Source organism: Pontibacter sp. HSC-36F09, from assembly GCF_024171605.1.
Taxonomy (GTDB): Bacteria; Bacteroidota; Bacteroidia; order Cytophagales; family Hymenobacteraceae; genus Pontibacter.
In genome coordinates, this window is sequence record NZ_JALKAA010000005.1 from 180980 (window position 1) to 203628 (window position 22649).

Genomic DNA, 22649 nt, shown 5'->3' on the forward strand with positions numbered 1-22649 from the left:
TTATCCGTAATTTCAAATCGAAATAAAACTTAAACATTCATGGAAAAACGTTTCAGATCAGGGGTATTGTTCGGCGATGAAGTAACAGAGCTGTTCAAGTATGCCAATGAAAATAACTTTGCGCTGCCAGCCGTCAACGTGATTGGCACAAACTCTATCAATGCCGTGCTGGAAACAGCCAAGGCGCTTAACTCTCCCGTAATCATTCAGTTCTCGCACGGTGGTGCCACTTTTTTTGCTGGCAAAGGCCTTGAGAATGACAACCAGAAAGCTGCCATTGCAGGCGCTGTTTCCGGAGCCCAGCACGTGCACCTGATGGCTGAAGCCTATGGTGTGCCGGTAGTACTGCACACTGACCACGCCGCCAAGAAATTGCTACCATGGATCGACGGTCTGTTAGACGCTGGCGAGAAATACTACGAGCAGCACGGCAAGCCACTTTACAGCTCCCACATGCTCGACCTTTCTGAGGAAGAGATCAAAGAAAACATCGAGACTTGCGCCAGCTACCTGGAGCGCATGAACAAGATCGGCATGACCGTGGAAATCGAACTAGGCGTAACGGGCGGCGAGGAAGACGGCGTGGACAACACCGGCGTGGACAGCTCCAGACTGTATACCCAGCCAGACGAAGTAGCTTATGCCTACGAAGAACTGAAGAAGGTAAGCGACCGCTTCACGATCGCAGCGGCTTTCGGTAACGTGCACGGCGTATACAAGCCAGGCAACGTGGAGCTGCGTCCAGAGATCCTGAAAAATTCACAGGACTTCATCAAGGAGAAATACGGTACAGGCGACAACCCGGTGAACTTCGTATTCCACGGTGGTTCGGGTTCTGAGAAGGCGAAAATCACAGAAGCGATCGGTTATGGTGCCATCAAAATGAACATTGACACCGACATGCAGTGGGCCTATTGGGAAGGTGTGAAGAACTACTACGAGTCGAAGAAAGATTATCTACAAGGTCAGCTCGGCAATCCAGAGGGTCCGGATTCCCCGAACAAAAAATACTACGACCCACGCGTATGGCTGCGCAAAGGTGAAGAAAATTTCATCGCTAGGTTAAAAGAGGCGTTTGAGGATTTGAACTGCGTGAATCGCAATTCATAATCTAGTTTACTGATAAGGGAAAGGGTGAGGCGAAAGCTTCACCCTTTTTTATTTTATTACTTATGCTTCAGCAACCACTGGTAAATCTCCTCAGTATCCTCTTTGCGGCAAAGTTCCGAGCTTGGCGTCATGGTAGCGGCAGTACCGGCGGCAACGCCATAGCGAACGACTTCATCAAGCGGACGACCCTGCAGCAAGCCCATCACCATACCCGCTACCATACTGTCTCCGGCGCCGACCGCACTCTGTTGTTTTACCGTGGGCGGAACCACATAATGTATACCTGACTCCTTAGAGGCAAGCATGGCACCACGTGGGCCGAGCGACACGACCAGCACTTTGCACTTGCCTTCATCGATCACCTGCATAGCAAACGCTTCCTGTTCAAACGCCGAGATATGTTCTTTTCCAGCCAGCTTAGCTAGCTCGCCAAGATTTGGTTTGATCAGGTACAGCCCCTCTCCTGCCGCTTTCATAAGGGCCTCACCCGAAGTATCCACGATCAGCCTGAAGTTGCGCTTGTGGGCGATCACCGCCATCCGGAGGTAAAAGTCGTCGGGCACACCGGGAGCCAGGCTGCCGCTGGCCACCACATATTCAGGAACTTGCTCCAGCTTTTCAAGTTTGTCCAGCACCTGTTGCCACTCCGACTCCTCAATACGAGGACCCGGCATACCGAAACGGAACTGGTCGCCGGTATTGTCTTCCATCACCATCAGGTTTTCGCGGGTCCAGCTTTTAGTCTGGCCGTTCCAGTACTCCACGCCTTCCTCTTTCAGCAAATTGCAGAGCATTTCTCCGGCTGGGCCTCCTGACAGTAGCCAGGCGCAGGAGTTGCCGCCCAGTTTGCGTATGGCTCGGGAAACGTTGATGCCCCCTCCGCCCGGTTCGTAAGTGGGTTCTTCGCAGCGAAGTTTCTTCTCGGGCAGCACACGCTGCACGTGGGTGCTCTTGTCAAGGGCCGGGTTGATCGTAATGGTCAGGACTTTATGCATACTGCTACAGGTATAAATATCTGAAAGAAAGGCGTCACTCTAGGGAAACCTCTATTATAAAACATCCGGATGAAGGCTCTAATAGATCTTAACAAGCCCGTACATACTTCCATGAAACTACCCCTTGGCCGAGAATTACAGGAAATGACATCAGGTATAGGTATAGCTATCACTAAAACGCATCCCTTATACCTTATTAGCGGCGGATGTCGAACTCCTTTTGGTCGCCGGTCCTGAAGGTATAGACCTCACCACGCACCCCGACATTTACTTCCTTGGACCATCCCCTGTCAAATTTGATGATCAGTTTATCGCGGGTAATATTCAGGTCAAGCCAGTGTCCGCGATAGCGGAGCTGCAAGTTAAGGCAGGGCATTTCGTCCGGAAGCACCGGGTTCAACCACAGTACATTATCGCGAATCTCGAGGCCAGTATAGGCGCGCTGCACCAGGTCTACCGTGCCGGCCATGGCACCGAGGTGTATACCTTCAGCCGTGGTGCCTCCCTGTATATCTTCCAGGTCGCTCATCAGGGCTGTTTCAAAGTTTGTCCAGGAGCGTTTACGGTCCGAACGGGCCAGCACCCAGGCATGCACAATCTTACTTAGGGTGGAGCCATGCGAGGTCCGCTGTTCGTAGTAGGCAATGTTTTCAGGTATACGCTCGGGCTTAAAGTCGTAGTCAAGTTGCCTGAAGATGGAAATCAATTCTTCCGAAGAAAAAAGGTAAAAGAGCATCAGCACATCGGCCTGTTTACTGGCTTTGTACCTGTTCACGCTGTCGCCTTCGCTTTCCAGGATGCGGTCGAGCCGCATGGCTTCTCCGTGCTTTGCTCTGTACTTCGCCCAGTCGAACTCCTGTAGTTTGTCGTAGCCGTCAAATTGCGCGATGATTTTGGTATCTTCCAGAAAAGGCACATACATACGCTTGCCGATATCCTCCCAGCGTGTCAGGTCGTCGGGCGTAATGTGCCGCTTGGTGAGCAATTCTTCGTAGCGGGAGTTACCGATCACCTCTTTGAGCTGCAACGCTTTTTGGATCACCCAAACAGCCAGCACATTGGTATAAGCGTTGTTGTTTAAGCCTACCTCCTCAGAATCTGGATACTCGGTATGGTACTCGTCAGGCCCCACCACGTGCAGAATCTCATAGCGCCCGGTTACCTGATTGATAGTAGCGATCGTGGACCAAAACTGTGCGATATCCAGCAACATCTCAGCACCGTGGTAACTCAGGAAGTCGATGTCGCCGGTGGCCTGGTAGTAGTGCCACACGTTGTAGGCAACAGCCGAACTGATGTGACGCTGCAGGAAAGTATTGTCAGGTAGCCAACGGCCCGACTGCGGATTGAGGTGAAGGACCTGGCTTTCCTCTCGGCCGTTACTGCCGCTTTGCCACGGGAACATAGCTCCTTTATACCCTGCCGCTTTTGCGGCGCTTCGGGCCTCGTTCAGGCGACGGTAGCGGTACATGAGCAACTCTCGCGTGATGGCCGGCAAGTGCAGGTTGAGGAAAGGAAAAATGAAGAGTTCGTCCCAAAAGATGTGTCCCCTGTAAGCCTCTCCATGCCAGCCCCGGGCGGGTACGCCCACGTCCAGGTCGACGGTATGGCCCGAAACGGCCTGCAACAGATGGAAAATATGCAGTCGCAGCACAGACTGCACTTTCGTATTGCAGGCCGTGTCAAGGTCACAGCGGTTCCAGATGCGTTGCCAGGCCCGCTTATGCTCCTCCAAAGACTCTTCAAAAGTACCCTGCCGGAAGCTGTTGATACAGGCATCCTGCAATGGTTCGGTGGTGGCCCAGTCGCGGGAGGTATAGATCAGCACGCTTTTTTCGAGCCGCAAAGGCTGGCCTTCTGTTGCCTGTAGTTTAAAGTGATGTTCTGTATAGCCCTGTTCAATTTTGGTCTGAGGTAACACGCCACTGGCTTGTCCATTCAGGTATACCTTGGTACGGGCTACCTGCACCATTCGGGTCTTCGACTGCACTGTCTGCACGACCAAGTACATGGTCTCTTCGTCGTGTTGGCCTTGTTCCAATGTTTCAAGGTGCTGACTGGCCAGCGCGCGGTAACGGGCCACGCCACTGTTGATCACGCGACCGTCAAGGGCGGCTCTTAACTCTACTTCACCTGACCAATTAACAGGCGTCAACTGCCATTCCAGCGCTGCAAGGTGTGGGTTTGCCATGCTGACGATCCGACGGGTGTTGAGCTTCGATTCGCGCCCTTTACTGTCTCGGAAATGGACGAAACGAAGCAACACACCATGCTTTAAATCAAGCTCCTGCTTAAAGTCGAGCACCTCAACACTGCTGATGTGAAACCACTCTTCGCCTGCCTGCCGGAAGGAAACGGGTAGCCAGTTGGGCCAGTTCACCAGGTCTTCGTTTTCGATTTGCTTGCCGGCCACTTCGGAGGTGAGCCGGTTATAGCCGCCAGCCAGGTAGGTACCGGGGTAATGGAGATCGTCTTCGGCAGGAGTTTCTTCAAATGCGCCACGGGTGGCAATGTAACCATTCCCTAGTGTGCAGAGCGCTTCGCGCAGGGTTTGCTCTTTAGGCACCCATTGGTTGTAGATGATGCTCCAATCAGCCATTGCTTTGCTGTTTGATAGTATCTGTCAGATCTTCCAGAAAGACACGCACTTCATCCACACTTTCCAACCGGTAAGTGGCGGCCGTTTTGTCGTCGTGCTCGCCTACCAGTATACCTATCCCGTGGCCCTGCAGCTCTGCAAAAGCATCTTCGTCCGTTATATCGTCGCCGATGTAAAGCGGTATGTAGTTGCCATTGTTCAAACCCAATTCCTCCATCAGCCACATCACCGCTTTGCCTTTGTGCCAGTCAATGTTCGGTTTGAGCTCAAAAATCTTTTTGCCGTGGCCGATCTTGAGTTCTGGCATTGTATCCAGCACTTCGTCCACAGCCTTTCTAACTTTTTCCACCTGATCTTCAGCCACATTGCGGTAATGTACAGCGATCGCATAGCGCTTCCGCTCCACCAGACTTCCCGCTATACCTTGTAATTTTTCCTGCAGGATGCCGTCCGCTTTGTCCAACGCGGGCAGGGCGGCTTTGGCACCTCCGGGTTCGGAGGCCATACCTCCCGGACCGGTGATATCGAATCCGTGTGAGCCGGCAAAGTACAGGTTATCGAGTTTGACCAGGTTTTCCACGTTCCGGCGGTCCCGCCCGCTTACCACAGCCACTTTGGTCACGGCAGCCATCTCGTGCAGTGCCGTCCGCATCTCGTCCGACAGTAATGCCATTTCAGGTCGCTGCACAATGGGCGTCAGACAGCCGTCGTAGTCAAGAAAAATGGCGGGTGTTTTGCCTTGGAACTGTGCTTTGAGTTCGGAGAGTTGGTCGAGGGCCGATGGCAGCTCCTGGGCCGCACGTTTCTGTATCATAGTATTGATTTGAGGGGTCGAATTAGGGATTTTTATAGCTTGGGGAATTCCTTGATAACCAGATCAGCCCCACTAGCTTTAAGACCGGCTTCGTCGTGGGTACGGTCTATACCTACCACCAGTCCAAAACCACCGGCTTTGCCGGCCTGCACCCCTTTGCGGGCATCTTCGAAAACGGCAGCCTGGGCAGGTGCTATACCTAGCCGGCGGGCAGCCTCCAGAAAAACATCCGGAGCAGGTTTGCCTATCAGGCCAAGTTCAGAGGACTGTAGCCCGTCAACATGCTCTTCAAAAAGCTGCTCTATACCTGCGGCATGCAGTACATCCACACAATTCTTACTCGCTGAGATAACGGCTGTGCGCATACCGTTTTGTTTTTGTTGTTTGATCCAGGCAATGGTATCATCATACACATCCACCCCGCCCTGCCTGACCAATTCCTGGAAGTACATGTTTTTCAGGTTCCCGAGGCCGCTTACTGTTTCATGACCTGTTTCGTCTTCGGGGCTGCCCTCAGGCAACGTGATGCCTCGGGATTCCAGAAAATTGCGAACACCGTCGTAGCGGGGAATGCCGTCAATATACTCCCGGTAGTCGGTTTCGATGTCGAGCGGCTCGTAGTGTTTGCCCTCTTCCTCACCACGCTTTTGTAGGTAGGCATCGAACATGCGCTTCCAGGCCTGGGCGTGTACCCGGGCTGTCTGCGTTACGACACCGTCGAGATCGAAGATCAGGGCTTTGATGTTTTTCTCCTGAAGATTTTGCTGAAGCGTATTCATGTTTTATTAGTTTTAATAATCAGGATTTCGGACAAGCCAAAGGCCTGCGAACAGTTGTGAAGAACACACCGCGTATGCTTTAAGGGTGAACTTTACAAAAAATCAACAGGCGACTAAGGTATACCTTCTGTGCGCTCATGCGGCGGTACATCGGGCGCTTGCTCCGGATGGGTGGTTTGATGCTGTTCGCCGGTTACCTCCTTCGGATGGGTTGGTGGTGTTCTTTTTCCATCATCCTCCCTCAAAATTCTGGCCTTTGGTGATGGAGTTTCGTTTGGTTGGTTCTTTTCTTCCTCTTTCATAGTCTGGGGGTTTTCTTTTAACATTCCTGTTAGCTTCATACGCAGGAATTCCCTTCATCGAATGAAATCTACCGGTCTTAGGCCTACGCAGGAGCCCGCTAAATGATACCTTTCATGTGTTCACTGCCCAAATTACCGTATCTTTATACCTGAAAGGCTATATTTACTGCCCATTCTGAAAAACCTTGCAGGCGCTTTAAGAGTAGTTCCTGCCGTAACACCTTGACAAAATAAAACATGCTACAATCCGACAACCCGACCCAAACGAATACCTGGAAAAAACTTGAAACACACTTCGCTGCGTTGAAGCATCAGCACCTGCGCGATTTGTTCAAGGCCGATCCGGATCGCTTCAAAAAATTCTCTTTCGAGATAGACGGAACGCTATACGATTTCTCTAAAAACCGCATCACGGAAGAAACCTTGGATCTGTTAGCCGAACTAGCCGAGGAAACCAATGTGCCAGCCGCCATCGAGAGCATGCTGCGCGGAGAGAAGATCAACGCCACCGAAGGCCGTGCCGTGCTGCATATTGCCCTGCGCAACTTCACGGATCAGGAACTGGTAGTGGACGGAGAAAATGTGCTGGAAGAGGTACGTGACGTGCAGCGCCAGATGAAGGATTTTTGCGACCGTTTGCACAGCGGTCAATGGACCGGCTACACCGGAAAAAAAGTAAAGCATGTCGTGAACATAGGTATAGGCGGTTCGCACCTGGGTCCGCAAATGGTGACCGAGGCGCTCAAGAAATATCAGAAGCCTGATATCGAAGTGCATTTCATTTCGAATGTGGACGGCACCGACGCGGTAGAAGTCCTGCGCAAACTTGATCCGGAAACAACCCTATTCATCATTGCCTCCAAAACTTTCACCACCAAAGAAACCATTGCCAATGCCCACACGGCCCGCAGCTGGTTTCTGGAAACAGCCAAAGACGAAGCGTATGTGAGCAAGCACTTTGTGGCACTATCTACCAACACCGAAGCGGTTTCAAAATTCGGCATCGCACCGGAAAACACCTTCCGCTTCTGGGATTGGGTAGGCGGTCGATTCTCGCTTTGGTCAGCCATCGGTTTATCGGTGGCTTGTGCTATCGGGTACGATAAGTTTGAGGAATTGCTGCGTGGCGCTGAGGCCATGGACAAGCACCTGAAAAATACGCCACTCCGCCAGAACATACCGGTGCTGATGGCTCTTTTGAGTATCTGGTATACCAACTTCTTTGAAGCACAATCCCATGCCGTGTTGCCTTACGACCAGTACCTGCGCCTGTTGCCCGAGTATTTACAGCAGTTGCAGATGGAAAGCAATGGCAAGACCGCCATGCGCAACGGCGAGTATGTCAACTTCCAGACGCAGCCCGTGATCTGGGGAGCGGCCGGCACCAACGGACAGCATTCTTTCTTCCAGCTGATCCACCAGGGCACGGTACTGATCCCTTCTGATTTCCTGGCCCCGGTGAACAGCCACAACCCGATCGGCGAGCACCACCCAATGCTGCTTTCCAACTTCTTTGCCCAGACCGAGGCGCTGATGAAAGGCAAAACTGAGGAGGAAGTGCGTGCTGAGTTGGAGAAGAAAGGGATGGCAGAAGACGAGTTGGAGCAACTCGTGCCGCACAAGGTATTCGAAGGCAACAAACCTTCCACCTCCATCATGTTCGACATGCTCACACCCTACTCCCTGGGAAGCCTGATCGCCATGTACGAGCACAAAACTTTTGTGCAGGGCGTGATCTGGAACGTGTACAGCTTCGACCAATGGGGTGTGGAACTGGGCAAGCAACTGGCCGGCGCCATTGAAGAGGAACTGCTCCACGATAAGGCTGCCGAGCACGACAGTTCCACAGCCGGACTGATCAGCTATTACAGACAAAAACGTAAATAGCGAAAACCTTGCGACGAGGCTGCGTTTAAGGATGGTATCTATACCTTATGCAGCACCTATACCTTAAAACGACGCTTCTGCTGCTTCTCACACTCTTGCTAAGCAGTTGCGCCGACGATAATTTTTACCAACATGACGCTTTGGTGCAGCCGGGGGAGCATGACCTGCCTCCGGCTGGCACTGACAGCGTATGGGCAGTGGCCGGACGCCACTACGACCATAGCTGGCTTTACCGCCTTTTCTGGGGCAACCACCACCGCGACAGCTGGACCACCCCTGTTAAGCTTCCCGTATTCGATCTTTCCAGCGTGAACGGCGGCATGAAAGTCGTGAAGAAAGGGGGCGGCTTCCAGACCAGCAGTTTTCAACTCCAGGACAGCCTCGGCCGCATTTACGCTTTCCGCTCCATCGACAAAGATCCGGTGCAGGTGCTGGCTAAATTCTGGCGACCCACTTTCGTAACCAACATTCTCCGCGATCAGATCTCTTCTGCTAACCCGTATGGAGCCTTGATCATTCCTGGACTGGCTAAAGCGGCAGGCGTCTTTCATAGCTCCCCTACACTTTATTACGTTCAAAAAAGCGATAACTCTTTCGGTGAATACGCAAAGGCGGTGCAGGGCAAGGTATACATGCTCGAGGAGAAATTCGATGGTATGGCCGACACACTGCGTATGTTCGGAAACGTGACCGGATTTGCGGACTCCGAAGATGCCCTATGCAATCGTTACGAGACAAATACCCATCAATTTGATCAAAAAGCCTTTGTGCGCGCGCGGCTCCTGGATGTGCTCGTCGGTGACTGGGACCGCCACAAAGGCCAGTGGGACTGGGCCGTCTATGAAGAAGGCGCCGATACGATTTATAAACCCATCCCCAAAGACCGTGACCAGGTATTCCTGAAAATGGACGACGGCGCTATACCTTTCCTTGCCACCAGCAAGCTCATGGCCCGTAAATTCTACTCTTTCGGACCGACCATCAAAGACGTGAAAGCCCTGATGATCAATGCCCGGTTCATAGACGAGCGCCTGCTTCACGAATTGACACGGGAAGAATGGGTGGCGATTGCAAAGGATGTGCAGGAAAAGCTCACCGATGAATCGATCGAAAAAGCCGTGAAAAACCTGCCCCCTCCCATCTATACCTTAAAAGGAGCAAGCATCCTACAAAATCTGAAAAACCGCCGCGACCAACTACCTGAAGTAGCCGAAGAAATGTATGAAATTCTGGCTGTTCAGGTGACTATTGCCGGCACTGATCAGCCGGATTTTTTTCAGGTAAGGCGGCTGGATGATGATCGCACCGAAGTGACACTCTTACGTCCTGCTCAAACCGGTATACCTGAAAAGGTACTCTATCAGCGGACATTCTCCCGAAAAGAAACAGAAAAGATCACACTGCACGGTCTTAGCGGCGATGATCAATTTATATTGGATGGCGATGCAGCTGAAGGTATACTGGTCGAGGTATACGGCGGCTTGGGTGAAGATGAAATAACAGACAACTCCTCTGTAAAAGGCTGGCGCAAAATGACCCACATTTACGACACCGAGCGCGGCAACGAAATCGACTTCGGTACCGAAGCCAAAGACCTGACAACAAGAGACGTGAAAGTCCACGCCTACGACCGGGAAGGAAATTAGAGTATTGTAGGGACAGTTTGCAACCAGTCCCTACAAAATAAATACCTCAACTTCTAAGGCTCTTCTCCAGCATTTTCAGCACGAAATGTTCCATACTGCTGAGGTGTTCGATTTTGGATTTAGTGGGATCGTGCTTTTTAAGGAAACTCATCAGTTTATCTTCCCGAAAGAGGTTCACTACCTCGGGGTGGATGTAGTATTTGCTACAGACCGTTGGGGTATTGCCCAGGCCTTTGGCCACTTCCTTCACCGCTTCCTTTATACCTTTCTCTTTGTCGATCTCCGGGTTTTCGTCGATAACGCGCTCCAGGCATTCCACCATGCGCACGGTGCCACCCCAGGTCCTGAAATCCTTGGCCGTGAAATCATAGGCGGTCACTTCCCGCAGGTATTCGTTCACGTCGCCTGACTCCAGCGTCTGCCGCTCGCCGTCCTCGTCGTAGTACTGAAACAAATCGTAGCCGGGTATATCCTTACACTTCTTCACGAGCTGCGCCAGGCGCCTGTCTTTCAGGTCGATCTTCTGCTCCACCCCTTTCTTGCCCACAAACGCAAAAGTAACCGTGCTGCCATTAAAGGTCACGTGACGGTCCCGCAGTGTAGTGAGCCCATACGACTTGTTTGACTTGGCATAGGCACGGTTTCCGATCCGGATCAGCGCATTGTCCATAATCGACACAACCAGCGCCGTTACCTTGCGCTTGTCGAGGTGGCGGGATTGTATGTCTTTCTGGATCTGATCCCGCAAGGCGGGCAGCGACTTCCCGAATGTGATCATGCGCCCGAATTTGGTCAGGTTGCGGGCATGCTGCCACTCCGGATGATAGATGTACTGCTTGCGCCCTTTGTCGTCGCGTCCGGTGGCCTGGAGATGTCCACGGGCCGTTTTCGCGATCCATACTTCGGTCCAGGCAGGAGGAATCACCAGTTTTTTGATGCGTTCAAGCGTTTTTTCATCGGTCACTTTTTCCCCTTTGTGGTCGAGGTAGTAAAAACCTGTGCCGGCCTTATTACGGGTGAGCCCCGGCTTTTCGTCTGAGGTATAGCGCAGGCCCGCCCACTCGGCTGAAAGGGCAGGATCCTTATATAGGTTGTGTAGTTCTTTCTTTGTCATTAGCTAAGGCATTAGGCGCCTGCTGCCTATAATACATAAAAGCCATGCAAAAGTTATCCACGGTACAGGCTACACGGGAGCTTTTGCCTATACCTCCTCAACAATTCCCCTTATATTTGTCCCAGAAAAAAAGACATATCCATGACCATCCATAAACAGATTTCTTACCTCTACGCCTTTTTTGGCGTTTTCCTGCTGGGCTGTGGCGTTGTGGCGGTAGATGTGGCCGGCGAGCAGGCCCGGACCGCCCTCTTTACAGGTATAGCCGGCGGCTTGCTGGCACTGGTGGCGGGGCATTTCCTGAACAGAAAACACCGTTGGGGATTTCTTCTGGGAAGCGCCGAGGCCGGACTGCTCACGCTTCTGCTGGGCTGGCGCTCCGGCACCTATTTCATTCGTTTGCTCGAAATGGTGCAGGAAGCCCCTGAGCCTAACTCTACCCATACATCAGGTATGGCTTTTCTGCTCACAACCGCCATGCTGGTAGTGGCACTGCTGACCTTGGCCGTGTCCGTTATGTTTGCCAAACAAGTGTTTGCCGAGACAAAATAGGCGTTCGTCTATATTTTCTTATAGCATTAAACCTTTATGTGTTATATTGGTCCTAACACAAGACCAATCGTTCACCTAAAACAAATTAATATGCTTCAGAAAATCGGTTTGAGTATCGTGCTCACAGCCAGTGTGGTCAGTGCTGCCGAGGCGCAGACAAAACTCGTGGAAAAGGTAACTAAGAAAAGCGATGAGCTGGTTATACCTTACGAAAAATACAAACTGGCCAACGGCCTCACCCTGATCGTGCACGAGGATCACTCCGATCCGGTTGTGCATGTGGACGTGACTTACCACGTGGGCTCGGCCCGCGAAGAGGTGGGTAAATCTGGCTTTGCGCACTTTTTTGAGCACATGATGTTCCAGGGCTCCGACAACGTGGCCGACGAAGAGCACTTCAAAATCGTGTCGGATGCAGGCGGTACCCTGAACGGTACTACCAACCGCGACCGCACCAACTACTTCGAAACCGTGCCAAGCAACCAATTGGAAACAGCCCTTTGGCTGGAAGCCGACCGTATGGGCTTTTTGCTGGATGCCGTAACCCAGAAGAAATTTGAGGTACAGCGCGAAACTGTAAAGAACGAGCGTGGTCAGAACTACGACAACCGTCCTTACGGTCTTGTGTACGAGAAAACATCGCAGCACCTGTACCCGCATGGTCACCCTTACTCCTGGACCACCATTGGTTACATCGAGGACCTGAACCGCGTGAACGTGGAAGATCTGAAAAACTTCTTCCTGCGCTGGTACGGACCAAACAACGCTACGGTAACCGTGGGTGGCGACGTGAATCCGGCGGAAGTAGTGAAGCTGGTGGAGAAATACTTTGGCGCTATACCTACCGGCCCTGCCGTGCAGGACATGAAGCCAATGGTCGCTTCACTTAACGCAGACCGTTACATTTCTTACGAAGACAATGTGCGCTTCCCGATGCTGCGCGTTACGTATCCGGTGCCGGAGGCTGGTCACAAAGACGAGCATGCACTGGACGTGTTGGCCGAAATCCTGGGACAGGGACGGAACTCTATCTTCTACAAAAACTTCGTGAAAGAGCAGAAAGCCTTGCAAGCTTCTGCCATGAACTCCACCTCGGAGCTGGCTGGTGAGTTTGGTATTTCCATTATGGCCTATCCGAACAGTACTCTGGCACAGATGGAGGAATTGTTGCGCAAGTCTATCGCTGAGTTTGAAACACGCGGCGTAACCGACGAAGATCTGCAGCGCTACAAGGCTTCTGCTGAGTCGAGCCTGATTAACAGAATGGCGAGTGTGAGTGGCAAAGTGTCGCAACTGGCTTCTTACGAAACCTTCCGTAACAACCCGAACTACCTGCAGGAGGAAATCCGCCGCATTAACGCGCTGACAAAGGCTGATGTGGTGCGTGTGTATAACCAGTATATCAAAGGTAAACCTGCTGTTATCCTGAGTGTGGTACCAAAAGGCAAGCCGGAAATGGTAGCCAAAGCTGACAACTATACCGTTGACACAAACGTGTCGGTAGCACAGCCACAGGACTACAGCGGATTGAGCTATACCAAGGCAGTTGACACTTTCGACCGCAGCAAGCGCCCGGTAGCGGGTCAGGCCAAAGCCGTGAGCGTACCTAACTTCTATACCTCGAAGTTTAAGAATGGCATGAAGGTGATCGGCACAAAATCTGACGAGATCCCAACTGTTACCTTGCAATTGACTATACCTGGCGGACATCGTTTGCTGGCCAATAACGCAGGCAAGGCGGGCATCGCTTCGCTTACAGCTTCTCTGATGAACGAAGACACCGAAAACTTCACTTCGGAAGCCTTCACCAGCGAACTTGACAAACTGGGCAGCTCTATCCGTATCGGTTCTGGTACAGAAGACACTTATGTAACGGTTCAGTCGCTGAAAAAGAACCTGGACAAAACATTGGCACTGCTCGAAGAGCGCTTGTTCCGTCCGAAGTTCGCTGCCGACGATTTTGAGCGTCTGAAAAAGCAGCAACTGGAAGGTATAGCCAACCAGTCGACACAGCCAACGGCTATTGCCAGCAGCGTGTACAACAAACTGCTTTATGGCGAAAACCACATCATGGCGATCCCAACTTCAGGTACTACAGAGTCGGTAAGCAGCATCACCCTCGACGATGTGAAGCAGTTCTATGCTGCCAATTTCACGCCTACAGGTGCTGAACTGGTAGTAGTAGGCGATATCAACGAAAAAGAGATCATCGGCAAGCTGGACTTCCTGAAAAAATGGAAGAAGAAAAACGTAACCATGCCAGCTGACGTGAAAGCGCCTGCTATCGCGGCTACTAAAATCTACTTTGTAGACAAGCCTGATGCTGCGCAGTCAGAGATCAGAATTGGCTATGTAGCTCTGCCTTACGACGCAACCGGAGAGTACTACAAAACATCGCTGATGAACTTCGTGCTGGGTGGTGCCTTTAACAGCCGCATCAACCTGAACCTGCGCGAAGACAAAGGCTATACCTATGGCGCCCGTTCTGGCTTCGGTGGCAGCCGCTTTGCTGGCCCTTACACTGCTTCGGCTGGTGTGCGTGCCGATGCCACTGCTGCTTCTGTAGTAGAGTTCATGAAAGAGATCAACGATTTCAGAACAAAGGGTATCACGGAAGATGAGCTGCAGTTCATGAAAAACTCGATCGGTCAGTCGGATGCGCGCCAGTACGAAACACCTGGTCAGAAGGCGAACTTCCTGGGCCGCATTCTGCGCTACAATCTGAAGAAGGATTACGTAGGCAAGCAGACACAGATCCTGAACAACATGACGAAGCAGGAAATCGATGCGCTGGCTGCCAAGCACCTGCCATCTGATAAAATGCACATCGTGGTGGTAGGCGATAAGAAAACAGTATTGCCAGAACTGCAGAAGCTGAGCTACGAAGTGGTGGAGCTGGATACCAACGGTAACCCAGTAGGTACCTCGTCCGTAAAATAGCGCATACTACACTTGAAAAAAAGCCCCTGAATATCAGGGGCTTTTTTATTTGCACTATTTTATGCGTTATACCTGTCACTACTCCTTCCAACCAAGGCTAATTTTAATCCGTAAGCGCATACTAAAATCAAATAGCGTTAGTTTTAAGCAAATCGCAGGGTCTTATTTAGCCTATACCTGCGCATTGCTTTAATACATTTTACCTCTCTTATTTAAATGATGAAGTATATCAATCGTACCGCACCCTGGCTGCTTGTCTTTGTCAGTGTGTTTTTCATGAGTAGCTGCAAAGACAATGAAGGCGTCATCTTTTCGATTCAGGATGATATACGACTGGGTGAGCAGGTGTCGCAACAGGTAGATTCTACTTTCCGAGCACAGGGCAAGTTATTGGAGCGCAACTCCGGTAATGCCAATGTACAAAAAGCCTATACCCACCTCGACCGCATCGTGAACCGTGTGCTCAACTCCGGAGAGATCAAGTATAGAAATGAGTTTGTCTGGACGGTGAAGATCATCGATGATCGTGAGACACTAAATGCTTTTGCTGCTCCTGGTGGGCACATTTACGTGTATACCGGCTTGATGAAGTTTCTGGATGACGAAGACCACTTTGCCGGTGTGTTGGCCCACGAGATTGCCCATGCCGACAAACGCCACAGTGTGCAGCAGCTGCAGCGCGACTATGGCATCGCGTTGATGCTCTCTGTAGCGCTTGGCAACAATGCGGGTACGCTGCAGCAGATCGCCGCTCAGCTGGCAGGTACACTGGCCGGTTTGCGTTTCAGCCGCGGGGCCGAGACGGAAGCTGATAATGCTTCGGTGGTATACCTGGACGGCACTGATTACTATGCTTGTGATGGTGCAGCCGGTTTCTTTGTAAAGCTCAATGCGGAGGCGCAGGGCAGCAATCCGCCAGAGTTTTTGAGCACGCACCCCAACCCGGATAACCGCGTCGAAAACATTCAGCAGCAGGCCAGCCAGCGTAACTGTGCAACAGACGGAGCCGCTAATACGGAATTTAACGAACTGAAAAAAAGCCTGAATTTGTAACTCGCAAAGGTCTGCCCAGAGGCAGGCCTTTGTGTTGAACCCCATACCTGTCGACTATGAAAAAGATAAAGAACACAGCTGCGAAAGCTGTTTTGAAAGGAGAAGAAAAGTTTGACACGCTGACTTTTAATCTGCGTCGCAAGCTCAATATGTTTGGTCCGCTGCACATTATGGCTTACCGCAGCTATGGCACTCCTACCCGCCTCTATGTGAAAGGCCGCGTGTTGGTCGATAAGGGCATCACGCTGTCAGAAGAGAATGACACGTTGTGGGAGAACATCCTGAATATGTACAAACGCTTTAACAGCCGGGAAATACCGGGCGCACGCATTGAGCTGTGCCTGGGAGATCAGAAACACGAGATCACGACTGATGTAGAAGGATACTTTGTGCTGAACCTCGCCCCAAAAAAGCCACTTGTGCTCGACGACATCTGGCACACGATCGATATCACGCTTTCCGAGGCCCCCGTGGAAGTGGAAGGACCGGTGAAGGCGCAGGCACATGTGCTCGTCCCTCCTCCCGATGCAGAGTATGGCATCATCAGCGACATAGACGATACCATCGTGCGGACCGGTGCTACAAGCCTGCTGCAGACTGGACGCAACGTGCTGCTCAACAATGCGCACTCCCGTATACCTTTCCACGGTGTGGCCTCCTTTTATAAGTCCCTGCAGCTGGGGCGTAACGGCAAGCGTAACAATCCTTTCTTCTATGTTTCGAGCAGTCCCTGGAACACGTACGATCTGCTTTACCATTTTCTGGAGCTGAATGAAATTCCGCAAGGGCCGCTCCTGCTCCGTGACTTCGGAATTGATGAAAGCAAGCTCGGCTCCTCCGACCATATGAGCCATAAGTATAAAGAGATCGAGAACATCCTGATCACCTACCCGGAGCTCAAGTTCATTTTGATAGGTGACAGCGGACAGCAGGATGCTGAGATTTACGCCGAAGTTGTACGAAAACACCCGGGCCGCGTGCTGGCCATCTACATCCGGGATGTGAACATCGAAAAACACGCGACCAAAGTGGTCAGTATTTTCGACGAGTTCAAGGATAACAAAGAAGTGGAGATGGTGCTTGTAAAACAAACCCTGGAAGCCGCTGAACACGCTGCAAAATGTGGCTATATCTTCACGGAAGAAATTCCGGAAATTGCCAGAGAAACCGAAGTGGATGCCGAGGGAGATGAGTAATTAATTGAGTGATTGAGTGGTTGAGTGATTAATTAAATTGTTGGTAGCTTGCTGCGTTGGTATACATCTATAGTGCATAATTCCGCTGTGAAAGGATAGCTGAATTTTTAATTTTAATTCCCCTGATTCAATCAGGTATCACTAAATTAAAATTCACTCCATTACTAACTCACTCCATCACTCAACTGGAATGGTCTGCTACGATTTTCCAGCCTTCCGGGAAGCGCTTGAGGATGATGGAGAAGTGTCCCTGTAGGTCGCCTAAATCTGCGTCGCGCTGCAGGTGCCATTTGCCGACTACAAGCATGTGGTCTGCGGCCAGGTGGCGCATTTCTTGCAGGTCGAAGGTCAGTTTGCCCATGGCTGTCGGATCAGGGTAGCTCTTGAGGTAGTTATCCAAAGTTTTTTGCCAACCATAGGTCAGGCCGTTTTTACCCACAAACAGCAGCGAGTCTGATTTCCAGTAATCCTGCATAAAGCACTCGAGGTTGCCTTGGCTCCAGCAGGCTGACTGCGAGGCCAGCATGTCGCGCACCTGCCCTTCTGCCACCGCTGGATCGTGCTTGGCAGGAGCAGTGGTGCTAAGCTCTACCTGCTTCTCTTCGTTCTGCTGACAGGCTGTAAATGACAAGCCTATACCCAGGGCCAGTACACTGATAAACTTATTTCTTTTCATCTTTTTGGGGAAGTATGGTTTTGATATAAGTAGTTCCACCCAGTCGGCCCATGGCACGGGCTATACGCACCTGCCTGCCAAGTACGTAAGCCGATGGCCTTTCGGCGGAATACCGGATCGGGTTGGGAAGTACCGCTGCCAGCCGTGCAGACTGCTGACGTCCTATCTCCGAGGCTGGTTTCTTAAAATACTTTTGCGAAGCCGCTTCCACGCCAAACACCCCATCCCCCATCTCTGCAATGTTCAGGTATACCTCCAGGATACGCTGTTTGCCCCACAGCAACTCGATCAGGAAAGTAAAGTAAGCCTCTACACCTTTGCGCAGGTAACTCCGACCGTGCCATAGGAACACGTTCTTGGCCACTTGCTGGCTGATGGTACTGCCTCCCCTGATGTTCTTTCCTTTCTGATTGCGCTTAAAGGCATCGGCAATGGCATCAAAATCGAAACCGCTGTGTTCCAGGAAAAGCTGGTCTTCTGAAGCTATCATAGCCAACGGCAACTGCTCTGACATCTCCTCCAAAGAAACGAACTTATACCTGATCGCGGGGTTATCCTTGCCTGCTGCTCCGGCTTCGGCGCGCCGCTTCACCATATGCAACGTAGCCGGTGGAGCCACCCAGCGGTATACCAACACCCACAGCACACTCAGGAGCACGAGGCTCAGCAAAAGCTTTGTGATGATAAGCCTGATCTCACGAAAGCCCAGCCGTTTCTTCTTCATTATAAGCGTTCAAAAAATAAGTGCGCAAAGCTAAGTGTTTTGGCTTATAATGCAACAAAAGCGGCGTAGCTGAATTGTAATACTTAACACGCGTCAAACATACCCGTATTCCATATACAAAACACGAACTTGTCTCTTATAGAGCTAAAGAAAAGGCCATGCAAAAGTACTTACCCTTGTTCCCTCTGAATATCGTGGTATTTCCGGGCGAGAAGCTAAACCTGCACATTTTCGAGCCTCGCTACAAGCAGCTGGTCTACGACTGCCTCGAAAGCGGCACTACATTTGGCATACCTACGTTCATCAACAACAACGTGGGGCTCTACGGCACGGAGATCAAGCTGCTGCAGGTTGAGAAGAAGTACGAAAGCGGCGAGATGGACATTCGCACACAGGGTTTGGGCATCTTTAAGATACTGGAGTTTGACAAACAGGCACCGGGCAGGCTCTATGCTGGCGGTCAGGTAGAGGAAGTAGAGAACCTGGAAGACGAGGATATTTTAACGAAAGAGAAAATACGCGAAAAGTTGCAGGAGTTGTACACAGCCTTGGGTATAAGCAATATTCTGATGGACCTCCCCGAAAACTTTACCTCTTTTGACGTTGGCCACCATTTAGGCTTGAACACGGAACAGGAATATACCTTGTTGCAATGCAATAGTGAAGCACTGCGACAAGAAATGATTCTACAGCATCTTCTGCAGGTATTACCCATTGTAGCCGAAACCGAAAAACTCAAGGAACGCGTCAAGCTCAACGGTCATTTCAAAAACCTCACGCCACCTAACTTCTGATGCTGCTATACTTTCTCATCATACCTACCGTGTTGTTTTTGGTTTTTGGACTGTTCAGCTACTGGCAGGAGCTCAAGTACCGCAACAAGCCATTCTATAAACTTTCGGATGTAGGCTGGCGCAAGTGCCTGCCTAAACCCGAGGCACGGCTGGTACACAGCATCGCGTTTATGGGCGATGTGGGCTATGTCGCGACCGACGGCACGGACCCTGTCATGCGAATTCTGGAAGAGTGGCAGCAAAACACAGGACCCGATGGCAGCGTCCTGTTCCTGGGGGATAACCTATACCCGGTGGGAATGCCCGCCGAAACCCATCGCCACTACCCTGCCGCCAAAGAGCGCCTGGATTTCCTGCTAGGGCAAATGGGCGCTTATGTGGGGCGCAAGATTTTTCTGAGCGGCAACCACGACTGGAACAAAGGGCGCTCTAAAGGGCTGGAGTATGTGCTCCGACAGGAAAAATATGTGGTCGACAGGCTACAAGACGAAAACAGTTACCTGCCCCGGCATGGTTGTCCGGGTCCGGAGGCCATACAACTGGCCGAAGGGTTGCTACTAGTCATCATCAACACACAGTGGTGGGTGCAACGGGGCGAAAAGCCGATGGGTACCGGGCAGGGCTGCCCTTATGATGACATTGAGGAATTCTTTGTGCGCCTGAACCAGATCCTGCGCCGTAACCGACACCAGCGAGTCGTGGTGGCAGCGCACCACCCACTATACAGCAATGCGCTGCACGGTGGCAAGTTCACCGTCAAACAGCACATATTTCCGCTTACGGCTGCCCACAAACGCTTTTATATTCCGTTGCCTATTTTCGGTTCTCTATACCCATTTTACCGTCAGCTATTTGGAGCCTATGAGGACATGTCCCACCGAAAATACCGCAAGATGCGCAAGCGTCTGCTCCGAATCTTCCATCAGTACAGCAACATTGTGTATGTGGCGGGGCATGACCATAATCTGCAGCACTTTGAGGTGCGGGACAACCATTACATCGTGAGCGGATCGGGCAGCAAAACCTCCTTTGTGAAGAAGGGCGGCAAAGCCACCTTTACGCTGGAGCAGCGGGGTTTCTTTGTGCTCAACTACTACGACACCGGGGAGGTATGGATAGAGGCGCTGGCGGTTACGGAAGGTGAAAGCGTATCAATGCCAGGTGCCGTTGTGTTCCGGAAAGAATTAGGCCCCGTCTTGAAGCCCAAAAAACAAACACAGGAGGTATAGCCTTTGATTATGATTCTTCAGGTATAGGCAGAATAACCTTCAGGCTTTTGGGATGCATCGTCACTCTAATCACCTCATCTAATTCGGCAGGCTCGCCGTCGATATGCACTACTTCATGGTCTACGTTGTAGACGGTAGCCTTTCGACAGCTGATGCGGCGGGTATAGATGGAGCCGTCAATATTATCGGTGTACATCCTCACCAGCAAAACAGGCGCGGCAGCTTTTGGAAAAGGCTCAATCAGGCAGATTTCGAATTGACCGTCGTTTAGGATTCCGCTGGGGTTAATAGCGGCATTGCTCCCAAAGGCGTTGGCATTGGCAATGGTTACCATAAAAGCCTCCCCCTCAAAATTCTCCGTGTCGGTCTCTATGCGGTAAAACTTCGGCTCGTAATTTATGTACTCCTGCAAAGCTATCCACGCGTAGGCACCCGGTCCACGCTTATCCCCTTCGCAAAAGCGCTTTACGACCAGGGCGTTAAATCCCAGATCGCTGAGATGGATCGAAGGCTTCCCATTCAGGTCGATGGTGTCAATGTTGCGCACAACATGTTCGTGGATCAGCTGCAAAGCCTCTTCTGTATCCTGTGGTATACCCAGGTCTTTTGAGAGTCCGTTGCCGGAGCCAAGCGGAATAATGCCCAAAGGTATAGAGGTGCCGATCAGCAGGGCGCCGACCAGACTCACCGTGCCATCGCCCCCTACTGCAAAGACAGCGTCATAGGTATTTTCCTCTATCAGCTGCTTGATCTGCTCTACATCACTTTCGCCTGTCGTGCGGTAGATCGTACACTTCATTTGATGAGTAGCACATTCTGTCTTTATTTCATCTTCCAGTTCCTCTTTGTCTATATCACCTGCTATGGGATTGATGACAAACAGGAGGTTTTGGAGTTTCTTGTCTTTTTGCGTAGGCATGTTGAGGTCTCAGTTTATAGATGAATGCCCGGGCTTATTTTACCAGGCCAGCAGGCAGACCGTTTCGATACTCCTGTTGGATGGCGCGCTCTATCTCCGCGATACGGTTGCCTGGATTGGGATGCGTTTGCGCGAATTCAGGACCACTGGCACCGCCGCTGGCCTCCTCGAGTATGCGCATCACCTCAATCATAGCTCGCGGGTCGTAGCCTGCCTCCCCTGTCAGGCGCACCGCCAGCTGGTCCGACTCCAATTCATCTTCCCGTCCGTAACGCATGTTCATCAGTTTGCCGATCATAGCAGCAGCAACGGCACCTGTTCGTGAAGCTGGGTTTTCAGGATCGTAGGTAGCTATGGCTGCAGCACCGGTCAAACCCTGCGTGAGCTTTGCCTTGGCTAACTGCTGGGCAGAGTGTCGCCCGACTACGTGCCCTATTTCGTGGCCCAGCACGCCTGCCAGCTGTGCTTCCGAACTCAGACGACGAAGCAGACCTGCTGTGATGAAAATCTGCCCGCCGGGCAGAGCAAAGGCGTTAACAGTCTGCTCATCGGCTAGCAAATGAAAGTCAAATTTATAGGGCGTCTCGGCAACGCGGGTATTCTGGACAAGCCGCTGCCCGATTGCGTTAACCTGGGCCCGCGCCTGTTCATCCGGATGAAGCCCACCATATTGAGAAGCCATCTGTGGGGCAGTCTGTAACCCAAGGGCAATCTCCTGCTCTACGGTCATATCCACGTGCTGCATCTGGCCGGTAAATTCATTCTCCTGCCTGTTGCACCAGTACGTGACCAGCGAAACCGCCGCAATCAGGATGGCAATGATAAATTTCATGACTGCTCTCATGTTACTCTATAGCTTCACGGTTCTAATTATATAATTATATACGCCCTGCTCACCGGTCAGCTTTTGCGTGATGTTTAGTACTGGCCAGGTATGTTGCAACACCATATACTTTAATTGTACTAGAAAGTATACGCAAGTGCCATGAAAATAATAGAGATTGCAGGATAGATAGAAGGCAAGAATTCATAAATAGCTACCCTATTTTATATGAATTTCGTAATACACTAAAATCGCTGCAAAAACAGCTTCAATTAAAACAGAATATTATGAATATGAAAAGAACATTCGGTGCCATTCTGACCATATTAGGTATAGTTGGCATCATCTGGGGCGCTTATGCCTTTGTTATGGGAGGCGACGGCGCTGCCGTTGGCAAGTACACGGCTGCCGTTCCCTTTATTGTAGGCCTGATCTTTTTCTTTGCGGGCATCAACCTGGTAAAGACGACAAAGGACCAGACGTGACCCTAAGAATCA

General features: G+C 51.3%; 20 protein-coding genes. 10 read left to right on the forward strand and 10 right to left on the reverse strand.

Features of this window, described 5'->3' with window-relative positions:
• Positions 1-39: 39 nt before the first annotated feature.
• Complete coding sequence (fbaA, locus tag L1278_RS15285; protein WP_253405888.1) at positions 40-1110, forward strand: class II fructose-bisphosphate aldolase; 1071 nt, start codon at positions 40-42, stop codon at positions 1108-1110.
• Between the two features lie 56 nt (positions 1111-1166).
• On the opposite strand, the gene L1278_RS15290 is transcribed toward fbaA, so the two are convergent.
• The 5 genes from L1278_RS15290 to L1278_RS15310 all read right to left on the reverse strand — a co-directional run bounded on the left by L1278_RS15290 (position 1167) and on the right by L1278_RS15310 (position 6599).
• Positions 1167-2105 carry a 1-phosphofructokinase family hexose kinase gene (locus tag L1278_RS15290; RefSeq protein ID WP_253405889.1) on the reverse strand — a complete coding sequence of 313 codons (939 nt, stop codon included), beginning with the start codon at positions 2103-2105 and terminating at the stop codon, positions 1167-1169.
• Positions 2106-2301: 196 nt separating this feature from the next.
• Positions 2302-4704 (reverse strand): glycoside hydrolase family 65 protein, encoded by a 2403-nt coding sequence (locus L1278_RS15295; RefSeq protein WP_253405890.1) that lies wholly within the window; start codon positions 4702-4704, stop codon positions 2302-2304.
• Positions 4697-5518: a trehalose-phosphatase gene (otsB, locus tag L1278_RS15300; RefSeq protein ID WP_253405891.1), complete on the reverse strand. Its 822-nt coding sequence runs from the start codon at positions 5516-5518 to the stop codon at positions 4697-4699. The genes L1278_RS15295 and otsB overlap by 8 nt, the downstream gene beginning before the upstream one ends.
• A 32-nt stretch (positions 5519-5550) precedes the next feature.
• Complete coding sequence (locus L1278_RS15305) at positions 5551-6297, reverse strand: beta-phosphoglucomutase family hydrolase (RefSeq protein ID WP_253405892.1); 747 nt, start codon at positions 6295-6297, stop codon at positions 5551-5553.
• 113 nt (positions 6298-6410) lie between these two features.
• Positions 6411-6599: a hypothetical protein gene (locus L1278_RS15310; protein ID WP_253405893.1), complete on the reverse strand. Its 189-nt coding sequence runs from the start codon at positions 6597-6599 to the stop codon at positions 6411-6413.
• A gap of 237 nt (positions 6600-6836) precedes the next feature.
• On the opposite strand from L1278_RS15310, the gene pgi reads away from it, so the two are divergent.
• Together pgi and L1278_RS15320 are read left to right on the forward strand one after the other, a co-directional pair.
• Entirely contained in the window at positions 6837-8486 is a 1650-nt protein-coding gene (pgi, locus tag L1278_RS15315) for a glucose-6-phosphate isomerase (RefSeq protein WP_253405894.1), read from the forward strand.
• Positions 8487-8533: 47 nt separating this feature from the next.
• Entirely contained in the window at positions 8534-10132 is a 1599-nt protein-coding gene (locus L1278_RS15320) for a hypothetical protein (RefSeq protein ID WP_253405895.1), read from the forward strand.
• A 46-nt stretch (positions 10133-10178) separates the two neighbouring features.
• On the opposite strand, the gene L1278_RS15325 is transcribed toward L1278_RS15320, so the two are convergent.
• Positions 10179-11246: a DNA topoisomerase IB gene (locus tag L1278_RS15325; protein ID WP_253405896.1), complete on the reverse strand. Its 1068-nt coding sequence runs from the start codon at positions 11244-11246 to the stop codon at positions 10179-10181.
• Between the two features lie 141 nt (positions 11247-11387).
• On the opposite strand from L1278_RS15325, the gene L1278_RS15330 reads away from it, so the two are divergent.
• The 4 genes from L1278_RS15330 (at position 11388) to L1278_RS15345 (ending at position 16987) form a co-directional block, all read left to right on the forward strand.
• Complete coding sequence (locus tag L1278_RS15330) at positions 11388-11798, forward strand: hypothetical protein (protein ID WP_253405897.1); 411 nt, start codon at positions 11388-11390, stop codon at positions 11796-11798.
• A gap of 90 nt (positions 11799-11888) precedes the next feature.
• A complete protein-coding gene (locus L1278_RS15335; protein ID WP_253405898.1) occupies positions 11889-14738 on the forward strand; it encodes a pitrilysin family protein in 2850 nt (949 codons plus the stop codon).
• Positions 14739-14954: 216 nt separating this feature from the next.
• Positions 14955-15791, forward strand: a complete 837-nt coding sequence (locus L1278_RS15340; RefSeq protein WP_253405899.1) for a M48 family metalloprotease — start codon at positions 14955-14957, stop codon at positions 15789-15791.
• A gap of 56 nt (positions 15792-15847) precedes the next feature.
• Entirely contained in the window at positions 15848-16987 is a 1140-nt protein-coding gene (locus tag L1278_RS15345; RefSeq protein ID WP_253405900.1) for an App1 family protein, read from the forward strand.
• Between the two features lie 181 nt (positions 16988-17168).
• Here L1278_RS15345 and L1278_RS15350 read toward each other — a convergent pair whose 3' ends face one another.
• Both L1278_RS15350 and mtgA read right to left on the reverse strand, forming a co-directional pair.
• Entirely contained in the window at positions 17169-17663 is a 495-nt protein-coding gene (locus L1278_RS15350; protein ID WP_253405901.1) for a DUF4440 domain-containing protein, read from the reverse strand.
• Positions 17650-18387 (reverse strand): monofunctional biosynthetic peptidoglycan transglycosylase, encoded by a 738-nt coding sequence (mtgA, locus tag L1278_RS15355; protein WP_253405902.1) that lies wholly within the window; start codon positions 18385-18387, stop codon positions 17650-17652. Before mtgA ends, L1278_RS15350 begins: the two co-directional genes overlap by 14 nt.
• Positions 18388-18545: 158 nt before the next feature.
• On the opposite strand from mtgA, the gene L1278_RS15360 reads away from it, so the two are divergent.
• Entirely contained in the window at positions 18546-19181 is a 636-nt protein-coding gene (locus tag L1278_RS15360; protein ID WP_253405903.1) for an LON peptidase substrate-binding domain-containing protein, read from the forward strand.
• Positions 19181-20410 (forward strand): metallophosphoesterase, encoded by a 1230-nt coding sequence (locus tag L1278_RS15365; protein WP_253405904.1) that lies wholly within the window; start codon positions 19181-19183, stop codon positions 20408-20410. Before L1278_RS15360 ends, L1278_RS15365 begins: the two co-directional genes overlap by 1 nt.
• Positions 20411-20417: 7 nt before the next feature.
• On the opposite strand, the gene L1278_RS15370 is transcribed toward L1278_RS15365, so the two are convergent.
• Positions 20418-21329 (reverse strand): diacylglycerol kinase family protein, encoded by a 912-nt coding sequence (locus L1278_RS15370; protein WP_253405905.1) that lies wholly within the window; start codon positions 21327-21329, stop codon positions 20418-20420.
• Positions 21330-21363: 34 nt separating this feature from the next.
• Positions 21364-22161, reverse strand: coding sequence for a M48 family metalloprotease (locus L1278_RS15375; RefSeq protein WP_253405906.1), 798 nt, complete (start codon positions 22159-22161; stop codon positions 21364-21366).
• Positions 22162-22439: 278 nt separating this feature from the next.
• Here L1278_RS15375 and L1278_RS15380 point away from each other — a divergent pair, with 278 nt between their 5' ends.
• Positions 22440-22637, forward strand: a complete 198-nt coding sequence (locus L1278_RS15380) for a hypothetical protein (protein WP_116543560.1) — start codon at positions 22440-22442, stop codon at positions 22635-22637.
• Positions 22638-22649 lie beyond the last annotated feature (12 nt).

Bases quoted from the DNA above. Each gene is read 5' to 3' on its own strand.
- L1278_RS15330 (WP_253405897.1), top strand. From the start codon at position 11,388: ATGACCATCCATAAACAGATTTCTTACCTCTACGCCTTTTTTGGCGTT.
- L1278_RS15290 (WP_253405889.1), bottom strand. From the start codon at position 2,105: ATGCATAAAGTCCTGACCATTACGATCAACCCGGCCCTTGACAAGAGC.
- L1278_RS15295 (WP_253405890.1), bottom strand. From the start codon at position 4,704: ATGGCTGATTGGAGCATCATCTACAACCAATGGGTGCCTAAAGAGCAA.
- L1278_RS15320 (WP_253405895.1), top strand. From the start codon at position 8,534: ATGCAGCACCTATACCTTAAAACGACGCTTCTGCTGCTTCTCACACTC.
- L1278_RS15380 (WP_116543560.1), top strand. From the start codon at position 22,440: ATGAATATGAAAAGAACATTCGGTGCCATTCTGACCATATTAGGTATA.
- L1278_RS15350 (WP_253405901.1), bottom strand. From the start codon at position 17,663: ATGAAAAGAAATAAGTTTATCAGTGTACTGGCCCTGGGTATAGGCTTG.
- pgi (WP_253405894.1), top strand. From the start codon at position 6,837: ATGCTACAATCCGACAACCCGACCCAAACGAATACCTGGAAAAAACTT.
- mtgA (WP_253405902.1), bottom strand. From the start codon at position 18,387: ATGAAGAAGAAACGGCTGGGCTTTCGTGAGATCAGGCTTATCATCACA.
- L1278_RS15365 (WP_253405904.1), top strand. From the start codon at position 19,181: ATGCTGCTATACTTTCTCATCATACCTACCGTGTTGTTTTTGGTTTTT.
- L1278_RS15345 (WP_253405900.1), top strand. From the start codon at position 15,848: ATGAAAAAGATAAAGAACACAGCTGCGAAAGCTGTTTTGAAAGGAGAA.
- L1278_RS15375 (WP_253405906.1), bottom strand. From the start codon at position 22,161: ATGAAATTTATCATTGCCATCCTGATTGCGGCGGTTTCGCTGGTCACG.
- L1278_RS15370 (WP_253405905.1), bottom strand. From the start codon at position 21,329: ATGCCTACGCAAAAAGACAAGAAACTCCAAAACCTCCTGTTTGTCATC.
- L1278_RS15310 (WP_253405893.1), bottom strand. From the start codon at position 6,599: ATGAAAGAGGAAGAAAAGAACCAACCAAACGAAACTCCATCACCAAAG.
- L1278_RS15305 (WP_253405892.1), bottom strand. From the start codon at position 6,297: ATGAATACGCTTCAGCAAAATCTTCAGGAGAAAAACATCAAAGCCCTG.
- L1278_RS15340 (WP_253405899.1), top strand. From the start codon at position 14,955: ATGATGAAGTATATCAATCGTACCGCACCCTGGCTGCTTGTCTTTGTC.
- fbaA (WP_253405888.1), top strand. From the start codon at position 40: ATGGAAAAACGTTTCAGATCAGGGGTATTGTTCGGCGATGAAGTAACA.
- otsB (WP_253405891.1), bottom strand. From the start codon at position 5,518: ATGATACAGAAACGTGCGGCCCAGGAGCTGCCATCGGCCCTCGACCAA.
- L1278_RS15335 (WP_253405898.1), top strand. From the start codon at position 11,889: ATGCTTCAGAAAATCGGTTTGAGTATCGTGCTCACAGCCAGTGTGGTC.
- L1278_RS15325 (WP_253405896.1), bottom strand. From the start codon at position 11,246: ATGACAAAGAAAGAACTACACAACCTATATAAGGATCCTGCCCTTTCA.
- L1278_RS15360 (WP_253405903.1), top strand. From the start codon at position 18,546: ATGCAAAAGTACTTACCCTTGTTCCCTCTGAATATCGTGGTATTTCCG.